Origin of the sequence: Clostridium pasteurianum BC1 (assembly GCF_000389635.1) — a bacterium.
GTDB lineage: Bacteria > Bacillota > Clostridia > Clostridiales > Clostridiaceae > Clostridium_I > Clostridium_I pasteurianum_A.
The window spans coordinates 229,683-251,658 of sequence record NC_021182.1 but is presented as its reverse complement, the minus strand read 5'-3'; the positions used below and the strand labels follow the sequence as shown (position 1 = coordinate 251,658).

The following is a 21,976-nucleotide window of genomic DNA, read 5'->3' as shown; positions in this document are numbered from 1 at the left end:
TCTTATAGAAGAAAAGTATTCCTTACAACTACAATTTATTTACAAATTGTATCCCTGCTCTCATTAAATAGTACTAAATTACATGTTTATAACATATTTATAGATAATAACTTCTAAAACATTCCATAGGATAATCAGAATTTTGAGGTGATAGTGTTTGATAAAAAATGATGATATGGCCATTGCCACTTTAATACTTGGAATAGTAGCTCTAATTCTCTGCTTTATCCCCATAATAAATTTTATTGGATTATTATTCAGTATAATTGGAATTTCACTTGGTATAAAAACCAAAATCAGATTTCATGAATCCGGTACAATTATGAAGGGAGACTCTTTAACTACTTCTGGCATTGTACTAAGCATAATGGGAATAATTGTTTTTATAATTGTCATAACTATTATGGGGGTATTTACTGCTTCTCTATAAACAACTAAAGCAGTCATACTTATCAATGACTGCTTTAGTGAATGCTTGCTCTCAATTATTCCACTTCTATATATAATTCTTCCGTATCATGATCATAATTAAATAATTCAGCATATCTTCCCCAATCTATAATGGCACTCATTTTCTTTTCTATATAATGCTCTCCTAAATGTTGAGAAAATAATTCTTTAAAAAATTCTTCTTTCATCTTTTTATTTCTCTTAGTATTTAAAACTTTAACTATAACCTTAAAGGTAGATATATTCATTATTTGTTCTCTAAAAATTTCCTTGCCCTCTTCTGTGTCAGATTCTATAAATCTGCTTCCCAGAGGTGTAATAATAATATCTCCTTCTTTTACCTCTGCAAATTTCAGCATAGATATACCTTCAATATTAGGCAAAAGATCGTCTATTTCCATCATAAGATCACGTCCAAGTTGATAAATATCCATTCTGCCATCATTATCATCTACCAGTTCCAAAAGTCCAGACATAACTCCAATACTGGCTTCGGGAATTTCAACTGGTTTTTCAATATTCTCTTTTACTACTTTTTCAATCTTATCTTTGTTTGGTTCTTCAAATTCACCTTTTGTCAGTATTTTATAAACACTATCAACAATTTTTTCAAATTCAGGTGATTTTCTGTTTCTTGGATGAGGCAAGTCTATATTTATTTCTGCTATAACTCTTGCAGGGTCACGACTTAGCATAACTATTTTATCTGCCATTAAAACTGCCTCTTCTATTCCGTGAGTTATCATTATTATACTCTTTATAGGCATCTTCTTAGTAGTCCACAGATCTATAAGCTCCGTTCTGAGGTTCTCTGCTGTTAAAAAATCCAGTGCAGAAAATGGTTCATCCATACATAACAATTTTGGCTGTACTGCAAGCGCCCTTGCAAAACCAACTCTTTGCCTCATACCTCCTGAAAGTTCCTTTGGATATGCTTCTTCAAATCCATCTAATCCTATAAGGCTTATGAGCTCTGATGCTTTTTCTGTGGTATAATCCTTTGGGAAACCTTTAGCCTTCAATCCCAGTTCCACATTTTCCTGAACTGTAAGCCAAGGATAAAGAGCAAAGGATTGAAAAACTATTGAAGCATATGGATTTACTCCTTCTACTTTTTTACCATCAAATATTACTTCACCTTCTGTAGGCTCAATAAGTCCTGTTATAATCCTAAGAAGTGATGACTTACCAGATCCTGAAGGCCCAAGAATAGCTATAAATTCATCTTCATTTATATTTATGTTTATATCCTTTATGGTAGGTTTTTCGGATTCTCCAAAATATTTTGTTATTCCTTCTACCTTTATAAATTCCTTTTGTTTCTTCAAATCATTCACTCCTTACATTTCTATTTTAAATCTTTCTTCTGCTAAAGTATAAAGTCTTTTCCAAACCACATTATTGATTACCACAACTACTATACACATAGTTATTGTTCCCATCAAAAGTAATGCAAAATTTCCACTTTCCGTGGCTTGTGATATTAAGGCCCCTAAACCTATAGTTTTAACAGAATGTCCTCCAAAATTTACATATTCAGACACAATACTTGCATTCCAACATCCTCCAGTAGCTGTAATCATTCCTGTAACAAGATATGGAAATATTCCTGGAAGTATAAGAGTTTTCCACTTCTTTAATCCAGTTATACCAAAGGTTTTTGTAGCTGCCTTTAAGTCTTCTGGTATTGCCATGGCTCCTGCCACTACATTAAATAGTATATACCATTGAGTTCCCATGAGCATAAGTATTATAGACGCAAAACCAAGTCCCCCAAGTACACTCATAAAAATTCCAAGCACTACAGGGAAAAGTGCTGTAGCCGGAATAGAAGCTATAATCTGTATAACTGGCTGGAGTACATTAGCAAGTTTTCTATTCATCCCAATTGCCACTCCCACAGGTACAGTCCAAATTAATGCTATAACCTGTGCTGCTATTACTCTTAATAATGAGAAAAGTACAGCTTTAGGAACTGCCTGTAGATCTCTGATTCTTAATGTAGATAAAAGCTTAATTACATTGAAGCCTAAGTATATGGCTACAATTATAGCCGCTGCCCTAATTATTATTTTTATTATCTTTCCAGCTTTCTCATTTTTTACACCTTTGTTTTTATTCATATTAGAAATAAATTTATCTATAAGTCCACCAATAAAAGTAAAAAATGGTTCTAATAATTTTTCAGTTAATACTTGAACTATATAAGAACGTCTTAATAATTTTAAAACAAAGGATTTAGGCTCATCATTTGATTGTGTAAGCTCTACTTTAAATTTATCTGACCAGGTAATTACAGGCCTCCATATGAATTGATCTAGAAGTATTATTACTATAATCAATGTTGCTATTCCATATATAAGTGCTTTAGTATTGCCTTCATTAGCTGCTGTCTGAAGAAATGATCCTATACCCTTAAGTCTGAAGTTTCTACCCCGCAGAGTAAACATTTCACAAGCCATTAAAAAGAACCAACCACCAGCCCAGGACATCATACTATTCCAAACTAATCCTATAGTTGCAAAAGGCAGTTCTAATTTTTTAAATTGCTGCCATTTATTTAATTGTAAAACACTGGATGCCTCTTTAAGATCTCTAGGCAAAACCTTTAAGGAATAATAAAAGCTAAAGGTCATATTCCATGCCTGACCGGTAAAAATCAATATAATGGAAGCTATTTCAACTCCCACAGTTCCATTAGGGAAAAGAGCTATAAGTCCTAGAACTACTGCTGGTAAAAAAGACAACACAGGTATTGACTGAAGTATATCCAGTATTGGTATGAGTATCTTTTCTGCCTTTGGATTATGCGCTGCTATATATCCATACACCAATGTAAAAATTATAGATATTATATAAGCAGCTGTCATTCTTAAAACAGATCTAAGTGCATAGTAAGGCAGCATATTTAAATCAGTTGAAATTTTTACGTTTACATTGCTAGAAGCTCCCTGCATGCCTGGAGACATTATTAAATATATAAACATAGCTATACATATAAAGATTACAATATCAATCATTCCAAATTTTTGTCTGTTAAAAACTTTTTCATTTCTCATGTAAACTTACCTCCTTAATATGAAATTAAGGTTTTAAGTATCTTCAAATAAATAATTTTTGACTAATGTATTTTTCATCTTTTATTTATTTTCAGATATCTAGTACAATCCTAATTTCGCTAAATAAATTTATACATCTATAATAACTGGCATCTCCATCCATAATCATCATCACCTTTCTTAAAAAGTAATCAACTTAAACGCTAAGAAAAAAGCCTTCACGGAAAGTGAAAGCTTTTAAAAGCATATCAAAAACTCCCCCTTTAGTCCAGCTTTGGCACTATATGACATAGAGAAAATCTCAGCTACATTAGATAAAACCTTAATTCGGTAGTATCAGCTGACCCATTGGCGTCTCTCGACATTTCTGGGTAGTAGCATATATTCATATAGGAACCTCACCTAACAAGTTCCGTTTACTTTATATAGTATAAATCTGTTACGCTAAATATATGCTATATTCATGTAAAACCAAAATAACAAATTCATAATTTTTTGTCGATTACCATCATCCTTTGTAATAATATACTTTGTTACCCATATTGTCAACAAAATTTATCCCTTAAGAAGTTTTTAGGGAGATAGCTCATTTGTTAGCAGTAATCTTATATTTAAAACATAAGAATTTATATAATTCAGCTCTTTTAATGATCTAGCGGTCTTTAAAACTTATAAGTCTTTTAATTAAGTGTCAAATTTTTAGTTTAAAAGCTTTTTTCGTAACATAGCGGAGAAAAAGCATCCTTCACTATTCACTCCGTGAATTCTTTCACTTTTAACCACGGCGAAGCTAAGGCTAAATCTTTCACCTTGGCCCCACAGCGGCAATCTTTCACTTTTTCACCCGCGAGTGTGAAAAGCTTTCACTGGTTAATTTTTTCCCCTGAACTTTCGTCCTACTGGCATTCGCTTTCTCCACAATCCTTTACCCTCTGGTATTGTAGCTTTCTCTCGATTGCCCTACCTCTATTGAGGAACACAAAGGGTTTACCAAGTTCCGTTAACAGTAGATTCAAATGGTTAAGTATCCTTCTATACTCCGATAGATATATGGGTTACTGCACGATTGCAAGACGATTCAATCTTTCCTATCCATATTAAGCTTGTTGCTCCGCAGTACGCTTATCTTCTTTAACGAAGCTTACAAAGGTTCAACTTTCGTTTATACTTTCCACTTTTCCCCTAACCCTGTATTGCTCCTGCGTAAAGCAATGACATTAGGTAGTTAACTCTCATGCAACCTACAAACCAATTACTCGGAGTGCAGTTTCAAGCGAGGATACGCCTAGTAACTGGCGTAGTTTCTTACGAAACACTACTAATTAGCGACTTCTTGTCGCACCGAAATATAAGAAGAATGCGTATTAATAAAAATAATACGTGTTGGTAATATAATCCCTACTTACAACATATTAAACAGTATATAATTAAGTAGCCACATTATGTATGTTAAACGTTGTTTTTGGCTTTCACTGCTGGAGGCAAATCATGCCTTTTAAAACCCACTACTATTAAATATAATATTGATTTTTTATGCACTTAACTTACATAAGGTCTTTTGTATAAGTCAAATTTATTTAATCCATTCTTTTTTGCAATTTTAATCCACACTGAACCTCCCATACGCAGTAATAAAGACTTGGGAAAGCTTGGTTTTATAAGAATATTTTCCTTTTTACTGTCCACATTATTTTCAATGTCCTTAGTCATTTTGAGCAAAGCCATATTAATATTCCTACTGGATTTATTCATAATAGGTACATCTTTAGTAGCTGCTACAAAAGGTCCGCAGCCAATTGAAATACCAAATCTCCAATTTAAATTTAATCTATTACAGAAATTTTGTATTACTCTTATAGCTTCATTATTTATTTCAGGTTCCGGGAAGCCACAATTTACTATGGCATAAACCTTAACTTCTTTATTAAATTCACTTTTATTTTTAAGAAATAAATAGTATTGCTCTAAAAATCGCATCAATACACCTGGCAGGCAATATACATACAGTGGAAAAGAAATAATAATAGCATCTGCTTTTGCCATTTTTTCAAAATCACCTTCTAAGTTATTTCCTTTAGTACTTGTTTTTACATCAATGAAATACTTACAATCTTCATTTCCATCGATCAAATTATTTAGCACCTCTAAAAAGTGTAATGAAATTGCTTCTTTTCCTTTTGGACTTCCATTTACAAAACAAACATTTTTCATAAATACATTCCTCCAATTAACTTATATTATTTTCTTAATATCTTCGATTATTTCCTTATTACTTTCTTGTGATAAACAAAAAAATATATTTTCAACCTTTTTTCTGTGCTTTTTAATTAAGTCTAAAAATGTGTTTTTTTCTTCTTTCGTTATGTCATCACTATAACCAATTATCATTTCATTAGGATACTTTTCGTATCTTGATGGATGTTTAGTCACTCCATTGACTTTTTCAAAAAACGGCAAAATATTAGGGATTCTTCTATCCATAGCATTTTTTATATTTGCACTGAATTGTCCAAATATTATAGGTGTCAGATAAATAACAATATCGCTGTTCATATAACTTCTATTTATCTCACTCATTAAATCATTTATAATACATTCTCCCGGTGTTTTTATCCAACATCCAAAACATCCAGCACAACTTGCCAAATCTTTTTCCCCAATTTTTATAGTTTTTGATTCATATCCCTTCTTAGTAAACAATTCATTCAACTTTTTGTCCAAATCTATAGAATACTCTGTTTTTAGATTCTTATCTCCGATAAATAAAACTTTCATACCTCTTATCCACTCCCATCTTTTCATTCAAGAAAATTTTACCACACAATGTTTACATTGTAAACATTGTGTGGTAAAATTATATTGAAATAAAATCACAATAAACTATATATATTTTTCAACTTCAATTTTATAAAATTACTTTTTAGATGAATTAGTCTTTAATTGAAAGGATAACAAACATAGATGGATAAAATAAGCTATCATCACGATAATTTAAAAAACGATTTAATAGAAAAAGGTTTAGAACTACTTAATGAAGAAGGATACAAAAATTTTTCTCTTCGAAAAGTTGCAAAGTCTTGTGGGGTAAGTCACACAGCACCCTATAGGCATTTTAAAAACAAAGATGAACTAATAGTTGCAATCACTCTTGAAGCTTTACAAAAATTTAATGATAGTTTAAAGGTAGCAGTAAAAAAGTACCCTGATGATATAAAAAGCCAAATTAAAGAAATGGGCTTTTTATATGTTAAATTTTTTGTTGAAAATCCAGAATATCTTCAATTACTATTTTTAAGTGATATTTTAAAATTTATTAATAAAAATAACATTCTTCCAAATCACTCCAATCATCCTTTTTTAACATTTTTTAATGCTATTGAAGCATTCTCTTTAGAGCAAAAAAACACTTCAACTAATATCAACTTCGATAAAAACGCTTATGCATTAGAATGTTGGGGTAAAGTCCATGGTCTTGCTATCCTTATTGCAAGAAAAGAATATCCCTATGAAGGTAATTATCTTGAACTGGTAAGAAAAATTATATGGAATGAACATAAATAAATCACAGTATTGGGTTTCTCCAATACTGTCTATGTATTCGTTGGTTTTATTGGTGGAGGCGAACCTCATCATACTACCTAAAATATATAAATCTCCATTACTTAATGTACGTTTCCCTCATCACATCCTATACTTTTAAAAGAATTTTTATTGTTAACTTCCAATTATATACATTAACTTCAATTTTTTATAATGCTTCCTTCTATACCATTATTCTGCAATCAAACTTAAGTTCCTTCAAAAGTAGAATTTTTACTAATAATCCATCCATTACTCTTTTCTTTATTTTATATTCACAGCAATATAATAAAACTTACTATATTAAATATTTATGAATATAACTTTGTAAATTAAATCATATATAATTAATTTTCCATTCCTTCTCATACTTTTATTTCATAAAACAAAAACTCGATATACTTAAATTTCTGAGCATATCGAGTTTTATATTTTAATGTTCAATATCCAATACTTTAAATAGTATAATGTCTAGTTTAAGACTTTTTTAGACAACTACAGTTATCTTACCTGGCTTCCTGTTGGAAGTTCTCCTGGAATGGATACAGTGAATAGCTTGCTATCATCATCTGTAGCTGCTGCAAGTATCATTCCCTGTGAAAGTTCTCCTCTTAATTTTGCTGGTTTTAAATTTGCTACTAATACTACATATTTACCCACAAGTTCTTCAGGTTTATAATACTTGGAAATACCTGAAATTACCTGTCTTTCTTCTCCACCTAATTCAACTTTTAACTTCAAAAGCTTATTTGATTTCTTTACAGCTTCACATTCTATTACTTTTACTACTCTTAAGTCTATCTTATCAAAATCCTCTATAGTAATTTCTTCTTTTATTGGCTGAATAGCTGCTTTTGCTGATGCCTTCAACTGATCTTCTCTTATCTTATTAAGCAATTCCAGTTTAGCATCTACGTCTATTCTTGGGAATATAGCTTCTCCCTTTTTAACCTTACTGCCAGCCCTAGTTCCATCAAAGGCCGCTATACTGTTCCAGGTTGTCAATTCTACATTTAACTGATCATTTATTTTCTCACTGGTTTCTGGTAAAAATGCTGATAAAAGCGTAGATACAATTCTAAGACTTTCCACCAGATTATATAGAACTGTTCCAAGTCTAGCTTTCTTATCTTCTTCTTTTGCAAGTATCCAGGGAGTAGTTTCATCTATATATTTATTTGATCTTCTTACAAGCTCCCATACATCATCTAAAGCTTCTGGTATTTTTAAAGCATCCATGTGTTTTTCTACATTCTTAGGAGTTTCAATTGCTAACTCAATAAGCTCATTATCTAAAGCTTCCTTGTCTGTAGGTGCTGGTATAATACCCTGAAAATATTTCTCTATCATTGCTACTGTCCTTGAAACTAAATTCCCAAGATCATTAGCTAAATCAGAATTTATTCTTTTAATAAATATTTCATTGTTAAATAATCCATCTGCACCAAAAGGTATTTCATGCAATAAATAGTATCTTACAGGGTCAGTTCCAAATTCATTAACCAATACTACTGGATCTACTACATTACCTTTGGATTTCGACATTTTTCCTCCATCTACTAATAACCATCCATGACCAAAAACCTGTTTAGGAAGCTCAAGTCCCAAAGCCATTAGCATTATTGGCCAATATATTGTGTGAAATCTTAATATATCCTTCCCAATAAGATGAACATCACAAGGCCAATACTTTTTATAGCGTTCATCATTTTCACTGCCATAGCCAAGAGCTGTAATATAATTTGATAGAGCATCTATCCATACATATACAACATGTTTCTTATCAAAGGTTACTGGTATTCCCCAATTAAAAGAAGTCCTTGAGATACATAAATCCTGAAGTCCTGGTTTTAAAAAATTATTTAACATTTCATTTTTTCTTGATTCTGGCTGAATAAATTCAGGATGATTTTCTATATATTCAATAAGTTTATCTGCATATTTTGACATTTTAAAAAAATAAGCTTCCTCTTTTGTCTTTTCCACAGGTCTTCCACAATCCGGACATTTTCCATCCACAAGCTGTGTTTCTGTCCAAAAAGATTCACAAGGGGTACAATATAGTCCTTCATAAGCGTCTTTATATATATCACCTTGCTCATAAAGTTTCTCAACTATTTTTTGAACCGCTTTTACATGATAATCATCAGTAGTCCTAATAAATTTATCATAACTTATATTCATCATTTTCCATAAGTCTTTTATTCCTGCCACTATTTCATCCACATATTCCTTAGGGGTAACTCCCTTTTCTTCAGCTTTTCTCTGTATCTTTTGACCATGCTCATCTGTTCCCGTAAGAAGCATTACGTCATACCCGCATAATCTTTTAAATCTAGCTAGCGCATCCGCAGCCACAGTAGTATAGGTATTACCTATATGAAGCTTAGCTGACGGATAGTATATTGGCGTAGTAATATAAAATTTTTTCTTTTCGTTCATTTTTCTTCCTCCTCAAATTCCATCTTATATTTCAATTTGTAATTTTCCTAAATTACTAATCAAAGATTTTATATAAAGTAATTACATTTTTGTTATTTGAAGCTAGAAACCTCTTCTAGCTTCACTATGATGCTTTTCTCTATACAAAAAAGCCTCTAAATAAAAACCAGTTTTATTTAGAGGCGTGTTATCGCGTTACCACTCTATTTCATTTCTACCTTACAACAGAAATCTTACTAAGTGACTCCTCAATATAAGATAATTCCAGAACTCATATATAAATTTCATCACCTTGCACTTTAACGTGTGCTTTTCGTTATATCCTACTAAACTATATGTAATTCTCATACACCAGCTTTAGTCAGATATACTGCTCAGGGGCCATGTTCACAAATATAGGCATTACTGATTTTCACCACTCTCAGCTCTCTTATAAATACTTCCAATTGTTACTCTTCCCATCAATGCATTCTTCTTCAATTATCTATTTCATATTATTAACAACATTTAAAATATTATAACAACATTTTTTAGTTTAGCTTACATTTTTATGTTATTACATATTTTTTCTATTGTCAATACTAGGTTTAAACATACCTATTATATACTTAATTTATACTTATAAAAAATTTAAAGATGCTTTAACTACTCAGTAAGTCTCTTATTTCTTCTTCTGACATCTTTGAAATTATGGCCTCTTCAGAATTATCAATATCCATAACACTTTTTATTATATCCCTTTTTTTCTCTTGAAGTTCATATATCTTTTCTTCAATAGTTCCAACAGCTATAAGCTTTATTATTTCTACAGTTTTCTTTTGACCAATTCTGTGAGCCCTGTCAGAAGCTTGTTGTTCAACTGCTGGATTCCACCATGGATCATAGTGTATAACTACATCTGCTCCAGTTAAATTAAGTCCAGTTCCTCCTGCTTTTAAGGATATAAGGAATATATCTCCCTTTCCCTGATTAAAAGCTGTTACCATATGTCCTCTTTCTTCCATCTTTGTCTGACCATCCAAATACATGTACTCTATATTTTTAGTACTTAGAAATTTACCTATATTTTTTAAAACACTGGTAAACTGCGAGAAAAGCAATATTCTGTGTCCAGAATTTATACTATTTTCGATTATATCATCCAAGGCTGCAAGCTTTCCACTATCTCCTTTATAATTTTCTATAAATATAGAAGGATCGCAACAAATTTGTCTTAACCTTGTCAGTATAGATAATATCATAAGTTTACTCTTGTTAAACCCTTTTTGCTTAATATTATTATCTATTTGCTCTTTAGCATTTTGTAAATAGGCAGCGTAAATTTTCTTTTGCTCCTCAGTCATTTCTACAGCTATCTTATGTTCAATTTTAGGAGGAAGTTCTTTTATGACCTCACTTTTTAATCTTCTTAATATAAAAGGTCTTATATGTTTATTAAGCTCATCCAAAGCATTTTTGTCATTCGCTTTTACGATGGGTGCTTCATATTTTTTTACGAATTTACCATGCGACAAAAGATATCCCGGCATAATAAAATCAAATATTGACCAAAGTTCCGTAAGAGAATTTTCAATAGGCGTTCCAGTCAATGCAAAATAATTTTTAGCTTTTATTTCCTTTGCAGACTTGGCATTTATAGAATTAGGATTTTTTATCTGCTGTGCTTCATCTAAAATGCAATACTTGAACTCTATAGGATTATAATATTCAATATCCCTTCTTATAAGCGGATAAGATGTTATTAAAATATCATACTCATTGGAGCTCTCTATAAGTTTTCTTCTTTGTTCTTTAGAACCAGATACTACTAAGGCCTTTAAATTTGGATAAAATTTTTCAATCTCGGAAAGCCAATTATAAACTAAAGAGGTTGGTGCTATTACAAGACTAGGCACACTGTCTCCTTTTTCTGTTTCTGAAGCCAAAAAGCTAATTATCTGCAAAGTTTTTCCAAGCCCCATTTCATCAGCAAGTATCCCACCAAATCCACAGCTAGCTAAAGTCTTTAGCCATTTAAATCCAACCTTTTGGTATTTTCTCATAATTTTTTCGAGAACTATAGGTACAGAAAAGTCTGCATCTTTTACATCCTTAATGCTATTTATAAGTTGTGTAAACTTATTATTTTTTTTAATATAGTCCATGCTATATAGTTTTATATTTTCATCTATGTACATTGAACTGTACTTTGGAATTATTACTGCATCCTTTTCCAGATCAGAGTCCTTTATATCCAAAAAGTCAATCATATTTCCAATATTTTTTATCTCTTCAGACTCTAACGGCACAAAGCCTCCTTTTTTCAATCTATAATATTTTTTCTTCTGCCTTAAAGCCTCAAATATATTTTTTAGTTCCTTTTTATCCACGCCTTCTATTTGAAAATTAAATTCTAGCAAATCATTATCATTTAATTTTATTCCACCACTATAGTATGGGGTTCCATATATCTTAAAATTTTTAAAAGAATTTGAATAATATATTTCACAAAAATCCTGTAACGTACTGATACCGTTATTTAGAAAATCAATTATCTCTTCCTCTTCATTATTTATAAATTCATCTCCATACTTTTGAAATCTATAATTTTTAAATAGTTTAACTACATTTAATTCTGTTTCTACATCTCTTATGAGTATAGAATCTTCAGAACCACCATTGTCTTTAGTCAGAGGATTTATGCTTATATCTCCGTAACAAAATTTAATCGTTCCCATTACCATATCATTTGACCTATCCAGATATATTTTCGTGTTTAATGGTTCCCTATAAAATTTTTCTTGAAGACTAGTATCTATTACAAGGTTATCCGATATCTTTTCCAAGCTTGGTATTATATAAGATGCAATTTTGCCGCTATCCTCTGCATCAAATTTTATTACATTTTTTCTTTCTTTCAAAAATGCATTATAAAAAGGTATATATAATTTTCTTTTCTGTTCCTCCACCTTATATATAAAGCCTTCACGAAAAAAATATTCTCCATTTTCTGTAATTGGATATGGTATGCTATCCTTTTGTATAAGCTCTATTTCATTATTCTTAGATACCAATTGAAACTCTAAAGGTATGGAATCCTTAACAATTTTTACATTTTTGTACTCTTGAGCCTTTATACTAATATTTATTTCTCTATCTTTTATTATATTTAAAAATCTTTTCACCTTAATATCCGTAAGATGAGCCTTTTTACCTACTAAAATTTTATTTCCGCCGCTGTAAGAGTATTCAAATTGATAATTTCTTTCATCATCTTCATAAATTTCTTCAATAAGTTCTACAATTTTTCTGTCTTCCTCATTAAAATGATGAACCATTGGATCAAAGGTAAATCCCTTGCCAAACTCTATATTTTGGCTTTTACCAATATAAGAATTTATGAATTCTCTCATATTTCTAACCACATATAATCTATCTTCCCCAATTTTCAATTGCAGACTTGAACCTTTTTCCGACCATGGATTTATTTCAAGCTTTACTTCCATGCTGAGCTCTTTCCCAATATTCTCTTTTTCTACAATTCCATTTTTTATTTGATCAATCAGCATCTTCGTTCTCATAGTATACTTCCGTCCCGTTATACTATTTTTATCTCTTATGTATTTAAACATAGCAGCAGCTATATGTGGGCAAATTCTATCATCTAAGGAATACTTGTGAAACTCTCTGCACTGGCATTTTATATTATTGACTCCCGTTCTATCATTAAACCATATTTCGTTTGCAAATTCCCCTCCATTATCTACTACTACAGCTTCTATTTTTGTCTCATTAGAATCAAGTTCCTTATTGTAATTCTTAGTAACATTTATTTTTTTAACGTTACCTTTTTTATAGTAATTATCTGCCTTTTTATATACAAACTCATCTGCCCAATACTTTACCGTTTCCTCTTTAATATCAAACACCGCTTCTCACCTCTGCTTATCTATATTTTATCCAAATATAAGAAATTATTTCAATTAAAAATTCTGTTTTAATTTTGTTAATATAAATAATATATAAAATTCACTTATTATTCATTTAATTATATCTGAATCTTAATATAACTTTTCCAGTTTTTCTTTCACACTTTTAAGATCCTGCCAAAATAATTTCTTTTTACTTTCATCTCTAAAAAGAGCTGCTGGGTGAAAAGTAGCCATAATATTAAAATTTTTTACTTTTAACCATTTCCCTCTATCCCGAGTTATTTTCATAGTTCCAGTTTTCAATACTTCCTTCCAAAGTTCACTTTCCGCCTCATCTAAGGAATTTCCACTATTATTTAAAGCTTCCTCCATAACATACTTCATAGCTACAGCCCCTAAACACACAATTATCTTAGGTTTTATAAGTGCAACTTGATTTCTTAAGTATGGTATGCATGCCTTTGCTTCTTCTTCCACTGGAGTTCTATTATTTTCTGGCCTACATTTACATACATTACAAATGTAATAGTTCTTTTCTCTTGTTAGTTCCAATGCATTAAGTGCCTTTGTAAGAAGCTGACCAGCTCTGCCTACAAAAGGTCTCCCAGTTCTATCCTCATCCGCTCCAGGTGCTTCCCCTATAAACATCAATTTGGAATTTACATTACCTTCTCCAAAAACTACATTAATTTTATTCTCACATAAGCCGCATTTAGTACAAGCTTCACTTTCTTCTTTAAGTTCTTTCCAATGAAGCATAATAATCACCTCAAGCTTTATAACATTTTATTTTAATAATATCATAAATCTACTAATTATATTTCCCCAAAATTTGTACTTTTTTAATCATCTTATTTTTATATTATATCATGATTAAAGCATAAAAACCTGTAAATTAAATTCCACTATACCATTTATAGTGGTTTCAATGTGAAATCTTCACGATATATAGTATATATATCTTATTAAATATACTTTTTGTGATGTAATCATGTCATAAGCTTTACTAAAAACTTTAAAGTGAGTTATATAATAAATTTTGCAAAAGTCACTGCCATAATAATAGCAGTAATATCTGCCAATACTGCTGCCCAAAGAGTATGTCTTATTTTTTTTATTCCCACAGAGCCATAATATACAGTTATAGTATAAAATATAGTTTCAGTAGATCCCATCATTATAGAAGCAACTAAACCTATGTAACTGTCTGTCCCATACTTTTTTAGTGTTTCTGCAAATATCCCCATAGCACCACTACCTGACAGAGGCTTAACTAAAGCTAATGGTACAAGTTCCGGAGGTAATCCGATGAATTTTACCACAGGTTTTACCAAAGCTATAAAATAATCCATAGCTCTAGACTCTCTAAAGACAGTTACAGCTATAATCATGGCAAGAAGATAGGGAAATATCTTAATGCATATACTTATGCCATCCTTTGCCCCTTCTACAAAGCATTCATATACCTTTACATTTTTTAGCATTCCATAAACTACTATCACTAATATGATTATTGGGATTATTGCCTTAATAGCATAATTCAACTACTTCACCCCGCTTCAAAAATATCTCTCCAAAATTTTACAATAAATCATGCCCATAACAGCAGCTATAGCTGTAGTTATTATAGCCGGTACTATAATTATTCCTGGATTTTGAGATCCACAAGCCGCCCTTATGGAAATAACTGAAGTTGGAACAAACTGAATGCAGGCTGCATTCAAAACTAAAAATCTAGCCATGTCATTTGTAGCAGTACCTTTAATGGGATTTATTTTCTCCATTTCACTCATAGTTTCAATTCCAAAAGGCGTAGCAGCATTGGAAAGTCCCATCATATTAGAGGTTAAATTCATAATCATGGGCCCCATAACCTTATCATTTTTAGAGCTATCTTTAAAAATCATCTTAAGTATAGGTTTTAATATTCTAGCCAATTTATCTGTTAACCCACTTTTTTCAGCAATTCTCATTACTCCACACCAAAGACACATTAATCCTAATAATTCTATTGTTAATTGTACTGTTGAAGTAGTTGAACCCACAATTGCCTTTGATACTATTTCACCTCTCCCTGTTATAAGTCCAAATATAATACCAAATGCTATAATAAGAAACCATATATAATTTATCATGTTAATCACCCCTTATATATTTATATATACAAGCTGTCATTAAAATTACTTTAACTTTACGTTTACCCATGCGGAATTAATATATGCAATTGTCCATTATAGAAAATAACGAAACAAACTTTCGCAAGTTGAAAATTAAAATTGGGAGAAATTACACTCCTGGGGTTTAAATATTACCAGTAAGCTGATGTTTATTTATCATAAAATAAAAAGCACTATCAAAATTACTAAATTTAAATAATTTTGACAGTGCTAAGTACAATTAATTAGTATTTAATTATTATTATAAACTGAAACTATTGTATCCAGATTCCAGAACCTATAGGCACATTATCATAAATATACTTTGCATTTTCAAGAGCCAACCTTACGCAACCATGAGAGGCAGATTTTCCCAGCGTACCATCTAATAAATTACCATTCTTATCAAATAAAACGCTGTGGAATAAATAATTACCTTGAATTTGAGTATAGTATTTAAGTATAGCTTCTCCTGACTTAAATTCAGGTCCTTTGATTCCTATAAAAAAATGTCCTAAAACTGTAGGTGTGCCACCTGTTCCTGATGCACACTGGAATGAATCTATTAATTTCCAGTTACGATTTGTCCCATTAAAGATATATACCATTTGTTGTGCTATATTTACCATAACATAATAGTTAGTGTAGCTTTGAGTATCTACTTGATTCACTATACTTTCAATATTTGCAGAATTAGCATTAGATACTACCGCTGCTGTAGGCTGATACATTACATCAGCCGTAGGATCTTTTTTCAGATCATCCAATGTGGAACCTTTTACTATTCCATCAGTGGTAAGACCATGCCTATGTTGAAAATCCATTACCGCATATACTGTCTGTTCTCCAAAATCCCCATCTTCATCTACAGTATAGCCAAATTTATTAAGTTTTTTTTGAATGTCCTTTACATCATCACCTTTTTCTCCTGATTTAAGAACATCTCTTGGTGGTGGTGGTGCTGGAGTTGACTTTTTTTCATCAGATGAACTAACATTACCTGACTTATTTACCTGTGGATTATCTTTTTTACTACTTTTATCTTTACTAGAAGATAAATTATGCGCAAAGGCACTACCTATATCAGCCAGGTTACTGCAGGCAGAAAAGGTAAAAACTATTATTAGACCTATAATTGCTATTAACAAGACTCGCCTCATACTATTTCTCCATCCCTCTCTTAACAAGATTTTAACTTATAAATTTTCCTCCTCTTATAATTGATATCTATCTTAGATTAATTTAGTTAATATTTATTAATTAAATTTATAAATTTATTATACTTTAAATTTAATTAATAGTTAACTATTTACATAAATTATGTTAAAAAAATTTTATTTATCCATAAAAAATGACTTTATTATAGCGAAGCATTCTCTTATAGAAAAATTAGGAAGTAAAATATTATTAACTGGTGCTGCTATACCCTCTACATTAAGCCCTGCTCGTCTTGCTAAAAATTTTGCCCTAAATACGTGATAATTGCTTGTAACTATAGCTATCTTTGGATTAGGTCTACTATCTATTTTATTTAAAATCTCTGCTGTATATTTCATATTTTCCATTGTATTTTTGGATTTTTCTTCTTTTAATATATTTTCACTATTAACACCATGTTTAATAAGGTATTCCTTCATAGACTCCGCTTCTGATATGTCTTCTCCCTTTCCTTGTCCACCAGATACTATAACTTTCACATTAGGATTTCTTTTTATAAATTCTAATGCCTTCTCAGTTCGCTGAAGTTGGATTAGAAGCATATTTCTTCCCCTTATTCCACCACCTAAAATCATAATATAATCCGGCTTGTCCTTAACAGTTTTATTTGCACTATATACAATGCATGCTTCAATAAATATAAACACTGATAAAATTAAAATAATGGAAATATTAAATATTCTAAAAGCTCTTTTTATTATTTTATTTTTATATTTTTCTCTTAGGCTAATTCTCAAAATTCCTACTGCTATGAAAATAATCCCCATTAACGCAAAAAAAAGCGAAAAATTTACTATAATGTTAAAGGTTAAAAAACATATTATAAAATACAATAAGCTTAATATCCCCAACATTATTATAATTTTCTCAAATACATGACACTTCAAATATATCATATAAATATCCTCCCAATAAATGTAACATGCTAATTTTTTCTCATATATGTTAAATTTTAATATATTCTCAAATGAATTTATACAGTATTGGTAAAATATTCATAGTTTTTTCTTATATCTCTATATAAATTACTAGTATAAATATGATATTATACATATTGTTAATTCATAAAAAATTTATTTTAGATTTTGTAATGGTATTTCTACATTTATTTGTGAATTTTGTGAAGGGGATTAAGAGTTGTTAATGATTTACTGAATTATTTTCCAATCGAATTTATGCTAAATTAGCATTTATATATGCTAGTTAAAAGGAGACTATTTATGCCATATTTATTTATATTTAGTATTGATTTTTATCATGCATTTTTTTACTTTGTTCTTTATTCCTTTTTAGGCTGGTGTGTGGAAGTGCTTTATTCTTTTAAACTTAAAGGAGAGTTTGTAAATCGTGGCTTTTTAAATGGTCCTTTTTGTCCTGTTTATGGCTTTGGTGCTATATCTATAATAACCTTAGCTAAGCCTTTTGAAAATAATATTATATTTTTAATTCTAAGTTGTCTTTTTTTCCCATCCTTTATTGAATATATTACAGGCTTTATTCTCGAGAAACTATTTAATACTACTTGGTGGGATTATTCTGGTACTAAATTCAACCTTAAAGGTAGAATTTGCCTCAAATTTTCCACAATATGGTTTTTAGTTTCGCTGCTTATATTAATTTTTATTCATCCATATCTAATAGAACCTATAATAAATGCTATACCTTTAAACTATGGCATTACTATTATGTACATATTAATGGGTTATTTTATAATAGATTTGTATATAACCATAATTTCTTTAATAAAACTAAAGGAATTATTTGTTGAACTTTATCATATTTCTTTAGAATTGAGGAGCAAACTTAATACAATAAAACAAATTGGTGATTCTATAAAACCTATAGCCGTATCTGCTGCCCCTAGAAACATAAAAAATAAAGTTACAGATGTTTTTGAAAATACAACTAAAAATTTATCTAACAAACTCGATAATATAAATTATAAAATTGATAATACAACTAATAACTTGGTTTTTAAAATATCTAGCAAATTACCAAAAGAAGAAAAAGATATAATTTATACTCTTAATAAAAAGATCAAGGAATTAAAGAATACTTATGAAGGAATTTTAGATAAAATCGCTTATAATCATTCAAGAATCTTTAAAGCTTATCCTAATCTAAAATCTAAATATGGTTCTAAAACTTTAATTGATATACAAAGAAAGATTACACTTATAAATTTGAAAGCCAAAAAGAAATTCAAGCATTAAAATTTTTGTAGAGGTTACACAAAACTATTGATAGCTGATAACTGCTTTCTAATATATCTTCTAAATACTTTTAGGCAATATAACTACATCATATCTCATAAAAGAATCTTTGACTAACGGCTTTTGGGAGGTAACATTTTTAATTTCCTCTAAATTTTTTGCTTTGAAAATTATAGTTCCACCGCTTTTATTGTATACACCGCCACCAATTAAATATTTAGTTGCTTTTATATCTGCATTTCTTATTTTAGTATTATGTAAAACTTTATTTTCCCCTGATTTATCCTCTGAACCATTAATTATATAATCGATTTTTACAAACAAATTGTTTTTATCCATAGATTAATCCTCCATCCTATTATTGATTTATTTAGTTACACTTTTTAACAACATCTATTAAATAGACTATAATAATCCATACCTAATACTTGTTTACATATAAAATATATGAATTTATAAAATGTATTATTACATCGAACTTCTGTTCGTATTTACATTGTACAGAACATTAGTTCGCATGTCAATATATTTTGTTACTTTTTAAAAAATATATGTTATAATATTTTGTATTGACAAGTTTTAAAAAATTATAATTCCTAAACTGGAGGCAAGAGATGATATTAACTGATATAATGAAATATATTGAAAGCGAATATAAAGTTATAAATAATACTCCCTGTGAAATCTGTGGAGGAGATTACGAAGCAAACGAATTGGAAATATTAGTTATAAATGATGAAACTTATGATATTTGTCAATGTACTTGTTCTCTATGTGGGCATGAAAAAATTTTTGAATTTCCAGCACCTTTTCTAAATGAAGAGTATTTAAAATACAAAGATAATATAAACTGAGGAGCTTACTATGAATAAAGAAAGTCTAGAGCTAGCAAAACAAAAAATTGACGAAGCACTAATTACTGTAGAAACCATGGAAAAAGATTTTGATTCTAAAATCATTTCAGATAAAAATGTAAAAGAACAATTTGTTTTTTTATCAGAAAAAGTGCAGCAATTGGAAGAAATATTAAAACAAGAAGGTATTTTATAACATAAATTTTATTGTAGGTGATAACAATGGATAAAATTACTGGAGCAGAAACCGTAGATTTAGAGGAATTTAAACTAAAAAAAAATAAGTCTTTACCTAGACTCAATAAAGTTAAAAATCCTTTGATAATATTATTTATCTCAATAATACTATTATTCATTATTGCCTACTATATTTATTCATATTCTTCAAGCCTGGTGATTATAGATGTGGGCACATCTATAAATTTAAAAGTAAATAAATATGGGAAAGTAGTAGATGCATCCTCCCTAACTTCAGGTGGTAACAATATAATAAATGAAAGTAATGTTAATAACAAAAATATAAGCGAGGCACTAATAATTATTTTAAGTAAAGCTGAGGCTAATAATTATATAGATCCTTTAGACAAAAATCAATTTAAGCATAATATATCTGTTTTTATCTCTGGTGATACTTTAGACATATCTAAGTTTTCTGATGAGGTGAAAACTAAAAAACTGAATCTTAATATAAATGAAAATGGATCAGAAAAAAATAACAGGTAAATATACTAATAATTTATCCTGTTATTTTATATACAAATTTATTGATAGTTTGGATTAGTGAGCCTTTCTTTAAATTGATCAAAGCCCTTTAGAGCATTAACAAATACCCTGTTTAAGAAAAGTATATTTGTATCTTTATTTGCCCACCCATTATTTATGGTAAATGCCATAGTATACCCTGCATTTTGGGCTGCCTGTTCAGTAAAATTATTATATTTTCCATAAGGATATGCAATATAATCCACTTTCTTATTTAGAAGCTTTTCAAGAAACTGTTTTGATTGTACCAAGGTTTCCTGCTGCTCTTTCAAAGACAATTTATCAAGCTCTTCATGATTTACCGTATGACTCTGTATATCAATTCCGTTAGCATCCATTTCCTTTAACTGGGCTGAAGTTAAATATGCACCAATTTTATCTGTACCGCCTGTGATAACAAAAATAGTTGCTCTAAAACCAAACTCTTTAAGTATAGGGTATGCGTTAGTATAGTTATCTTCATAAGCATCGTCAAAGGTTAAAACCACTGATTTTTCTGGAACCGGTTTGCCATTTTTTAAGAAATTATATAATTCATCTAAAGTTAAAGTAGTATACCCATTATCCTTCAGATACTGCATTTGCTGCTTGAAAGCTTCCGGAGGTAAGATAATACTTTTACTGGCAGTATCAGTTACCATACTATTATCAGCAATGCTGTGATACATAAGTACTGGTATTTGTTTGTCATTATGTATCAAATTTTCTCCCTTAAACTCTCTCAGCTTATTATATTTAGGCTCATCTTTTTTTACACCAATTTCAGAAACTTTATGTAAAATTTCTTGTTTATTATTGGCTGATGAATTATTATTTTTTTTGTTAGTAATTATATTATATGTAACTATACCACATAGCAAAACTAAGATAATTACAATTATACCTACTATTCTTAGTTTAAAAGTCCTCACCACTATGCCTCCTCAGAATATATCATAACTTTATTGATAATTGTTATTATTTATTCTTTCCTCAAAATTAGCTTCAGTATGTTTTAGTCCTATATAAACTCTACTTAATTTATATGCTCCATCAGTTTTATAACTCCATTTTCCATCTCTGCTAAGTCCTAATAAATAACCAGCTTTACTTGCTGCATCTAAAGTATTTGTATTGTAGCTCCCAAAAGGATAGGACACATAGTTAACTTTTTTATTCAAAATTGATTCCACAAGCTGTTTTGAATTTTGAAGACTTTTTAGCTGTTGTGCAGCGGTCAAATCACCAATCCTTACATTTTCATATGTACCACTTTCTATATCCAATCCATTATTTTGCATATCCTTTAGCTGTGATGTAGTTAAATAATTAGGATCTTTTTCTCTTCACTTT

Annotated in this window: 19 protein-coding genes, 1 pseudogene and 1 riboswitch; of the genes and pseudogenes, 6 read left to right on the top strand and 14 right to left on the bottom strand. The window is 29.8% G+C overall.

The genetic code is table 11. From position 1 onward, the window contains the following. The first annotated feature begins 157 nt into the window (after nt 1-157). Entirely contained in the window at nt 158-430 is a 273-nt protein-coding gene (locus CLOPA_RS01220; protein WP_015613643.1) for a hypothetical protein, read from the top strand. A gap of 55 nt (nt 431-485) precedes the next feature. On the opposite strand, the gene CLOPA_RS01215 is transcribed toward CLOPA_RS01220, so the two are convergent. The 4 genes from CLOPA_RS01215 to CLOPA_RS01200 form a co-directional block, all read right to left on the bottom strand. After that, nucleotides 486-1,778 carry an ABC transporter ATP-binding protein gene (locus CLOPA_RS01215; RefSeq protein WP_015613642.1) on the bottom strand — a complete coding sequence of 431 codons (1,293 nt, stop codon included), beginning with the start codon at nt 1,776-1,778 and terminating at the stop codon, nt 486-488. A gap of 12 nt (nt 1,779-1,790) precedes the next feature. Then, nucleotides 1,791-3,509, bottom strand: a complete 1,719-nt coding sequence (locus tag CLOPA_RS01210) for an ABC transporter permease (protein WP_015613641.1) — start codon at nt 3,507-3,509, stop codon at nt 1,791-1,793. Nucleotides 3,510-3,761: 252 nt separating this feature from the next. Continuing rightward, nucleotides 3,762-3,926: riboswitch (M-box (ykoK) riboswitch) on the bottom strand. 1,122 nt (nt 3,927-5,048) lie between these two features. Continuing rightward, the gene (locus CLOPA_RS01205) at nt 5,049-5,720 is read right to left on the bottom strand and encodes an NAD(P)H-dependent oxidoreductase (RefSeq protein WP_015613640.1); all 672 of its coding nucleotides are present in this window, start codon (nt 5,718-5,720) and stop codon (nt 5,049-5,051) included. Between the two features lie 21 nt (nt 5,721-5,741). Continuing rightward, a complete protein-coding gene (locus CLOPA_RS01200; protein ID WP_015613639.1) occupies nt 5,742-6,284 on the bottom strand; it encodes an NAD(P)H-dependent oxidoreductase in 543 nt (180 codons plus the stop codon). 186 nt (nt 6,285-6,470) lie between these two features. Here CLOPA_RS01200 and CLOPA_RS01195 point away from each other — a divergent pair, with 186 nt between their 5' ends. After that, the gene (locus CLOPA_RS01195) at nt 6,471-7,070 is read left to right on the top strand and encodes a TetR/AcrR family transcriptional regulator (protein ID WP_015613638.1); all 600 of its coding nucleotides are present in this window, start codon (nt 6,471-6,473) and stop codon (nt 7,068-7,070) included. A gap of 519 nt (nt 7,071-7,589) precedes the next feature. On the opposite strand, the gene metG is transcribed toward CLOPA_RS01195, so the two are convergent. The 7 genes from metG to CLOPA_RS01160 form a co-directional block, all read right to left on the bottom strand. Continuing rightward, the gene (gene metG, locus CLOPA_RS01190; protein ID WP_015613637.1) at nt 7,590-9,530 is read right to left on the bottom strand and encodes a methionine--tRNA ligase; all 1,941 of its coding nucleotides are present in this window, start codon (nt 9,528-9,530) and stop codon (nt 7,590-7,592) included. 641 nt (nt 9,531-10,171) lie between these two features. After that, the gene (locus CLOPA_RS01185) at nt 10,172-13,438 is read right to left on the bottom strand and encodes a DEAD/DEAH box helicase (RefSeq protein WP_015613636.1); all 3,267 of its coding nucleotides are present in this window, start codon (nt 13,436-13,438) and stop codon (nt 10,172-10,174) included. A gap of 132 nt (nt 13,439-13,570) precedes the next feature. Next, nucleotides 13,571-14,200, bottom strand: coding sequence for a uracil-DNA glycosylase (locus CLOPA_RS01180; protein WP_015613635.1), 630 nt, complete (start codon nt 14,198-14,200; stop codon nt 13,571-13,573). 266 nt (nt 14,201-14,466) lie between these two features. Beyond that, a complete protein-coding gene (locus CLOPA_RS01175) occupies nt 14,467-14,985 on the bottom strand; it encodes a spore maturation protein (RefSeq protein WP_015613634.1) in 519 nt (172 codons plus the stop codon). 15 nt (nt 14,986-15,000) lie between these two features. Further along, entirely contained in the window at nt 15,001-15,576 is a 576-nt protein-coding gene (locus CLOPA_RS01170) for a nucleoside recognition domain-containing protein (RefSeq protein ID WP_015613633.1), read from the bottom strand. Nucleotides 15,577-15,872: 296 nt separating this feature from the next. Beyond that, nucleotides 15,873-16,745 carry a L,D-transpeptidase family protein gene (locus tag CLOPA_RS01165; protein ID WP_242834250.1) on the bottom strand — a complete coding sequence of 291 codons (873 nt, stop codon included), beginning with the start codon at nt 16,743-16,745 and terminating at the stop codon, nt 15,873-15,875. Between the two features lie 186 nt (nt 16,746-16,931). Beyond that, nucleotides 16,932-17,711: a YdcF family protein gene (locus CLOPA_RS01160; protein WP_015613631.1), complete on the bottom strand. Its 780-nt coding sequence runs from the start codon at nt 17,709-17,711 to the stop codon at nt 16,932-16,934. 324 nt (nt 17,712-18,035) lie between these two features. On the opposite strand from CLOPA_RS01160, the gene CLOPA_RS01155 reads away from it, so the two are divergent. After that, on the top strand, nt 18,036-19,028 hold the full coding sequence (locus CLOPA_RS01155) for a putative ABC transporter permease (RefSeq protein ID WP_015613630.1): 993 nt from the start codon (nt 18,036-18,038) through the stop codon (nt 19,026-19,028). Between the two features lie 60 nt (nt 19,029-19,088). Here the strand turns inward: CLOPA_RS01155 and CLOPA_RS01150 are convergent, their stop codons facing one another. Continuing rightward, nucleotides 19,089-19,367: a hypothetical protein gene (locus tag CLOPA_RS01150; RefSeq protein WP_015613629.1), complete on the bottom strand. Its 279-nt coding sequence runs from the start codon at nt 19,365-19,367 to the stop codon at nt 19,089-19,091. A gap of 275 nt (nt 19,368-19,642) precedes the next feature. On the opposite strand from CLOPA_RS01150, the gene CLOPA_RS01145 reads away from it, so the two are divergent. Genes CLOPA_RS01145 through CLOPA_RS01135 form a run of 3 tightly spaced genes read left to right on the top strand, consistent with a single transcriptional unit; the run spans nt 19,643 to nt 20,605 of the window. Next, nucleotides 19,643-19,882 (top strand): hypothetical protein, encoded by a 240-nt coding sequence (locus CLOPA_RS01145; RefSeq protein ID WP_015613628.1) that lies wholly within the window; start codon nt 19,643-19,645, stop codon nt 19,880-19,882. A 10-nt stretch (nt 19,883-19,892) separates the two neighbouring features. Then, nucleotides 19,893-20,078 (top strand): hypothetical protein, encoded by a 186-nt coding sequence (locus CLOPA_RS01140; RefSeq protein WP_015613627.1) that lies wholly within the window; start codon nt 19,893-19,895, stop codon nt 20,076-20,078. 26 nt (nt 20,079-20,104) lie between these two features. After that, nucleotides 20,105-20,605, top strand: a complete 501-nt coding sequence (locus CLOPA_RS01135) for an anti-sigma-I factor RsgI family protein (RefSeq protein WP_015613626.1) — start codon at nt 20,105-20,107, stop codon at nt 20,603-20,605. 38 nt (nt 20,606-20,643) lie between these two features. On the opposite strand, the gene CLOPA_RS01130 is transcribed toward CLOPA_RS01135, so the two are convergent. Beyond that, nucleotides 20,644-21,555 carry a polysaccharide deacetylase family protein gene (locus CLOPA_RS01130; protein ID WP_015613625.1) on the bottom strand — a complete coding sequence of 304 codons (912 nt, stop codon included), beginning with the start codon at nt 21,553-21,555 and terminating at the stop codon, nt 20,644-20,646. 30 nt (nt 21,556-21,585) lie between these two features. After that, nucleotides 21,586-21,927: pseudogene (locus CLOPA_RS01125) on the bottom strand (polysaccharide deacetylase family protein); the annotation flags it as partial. Nucleotides 21,928-21,976 lie beyond the last annotated feature (49 nt).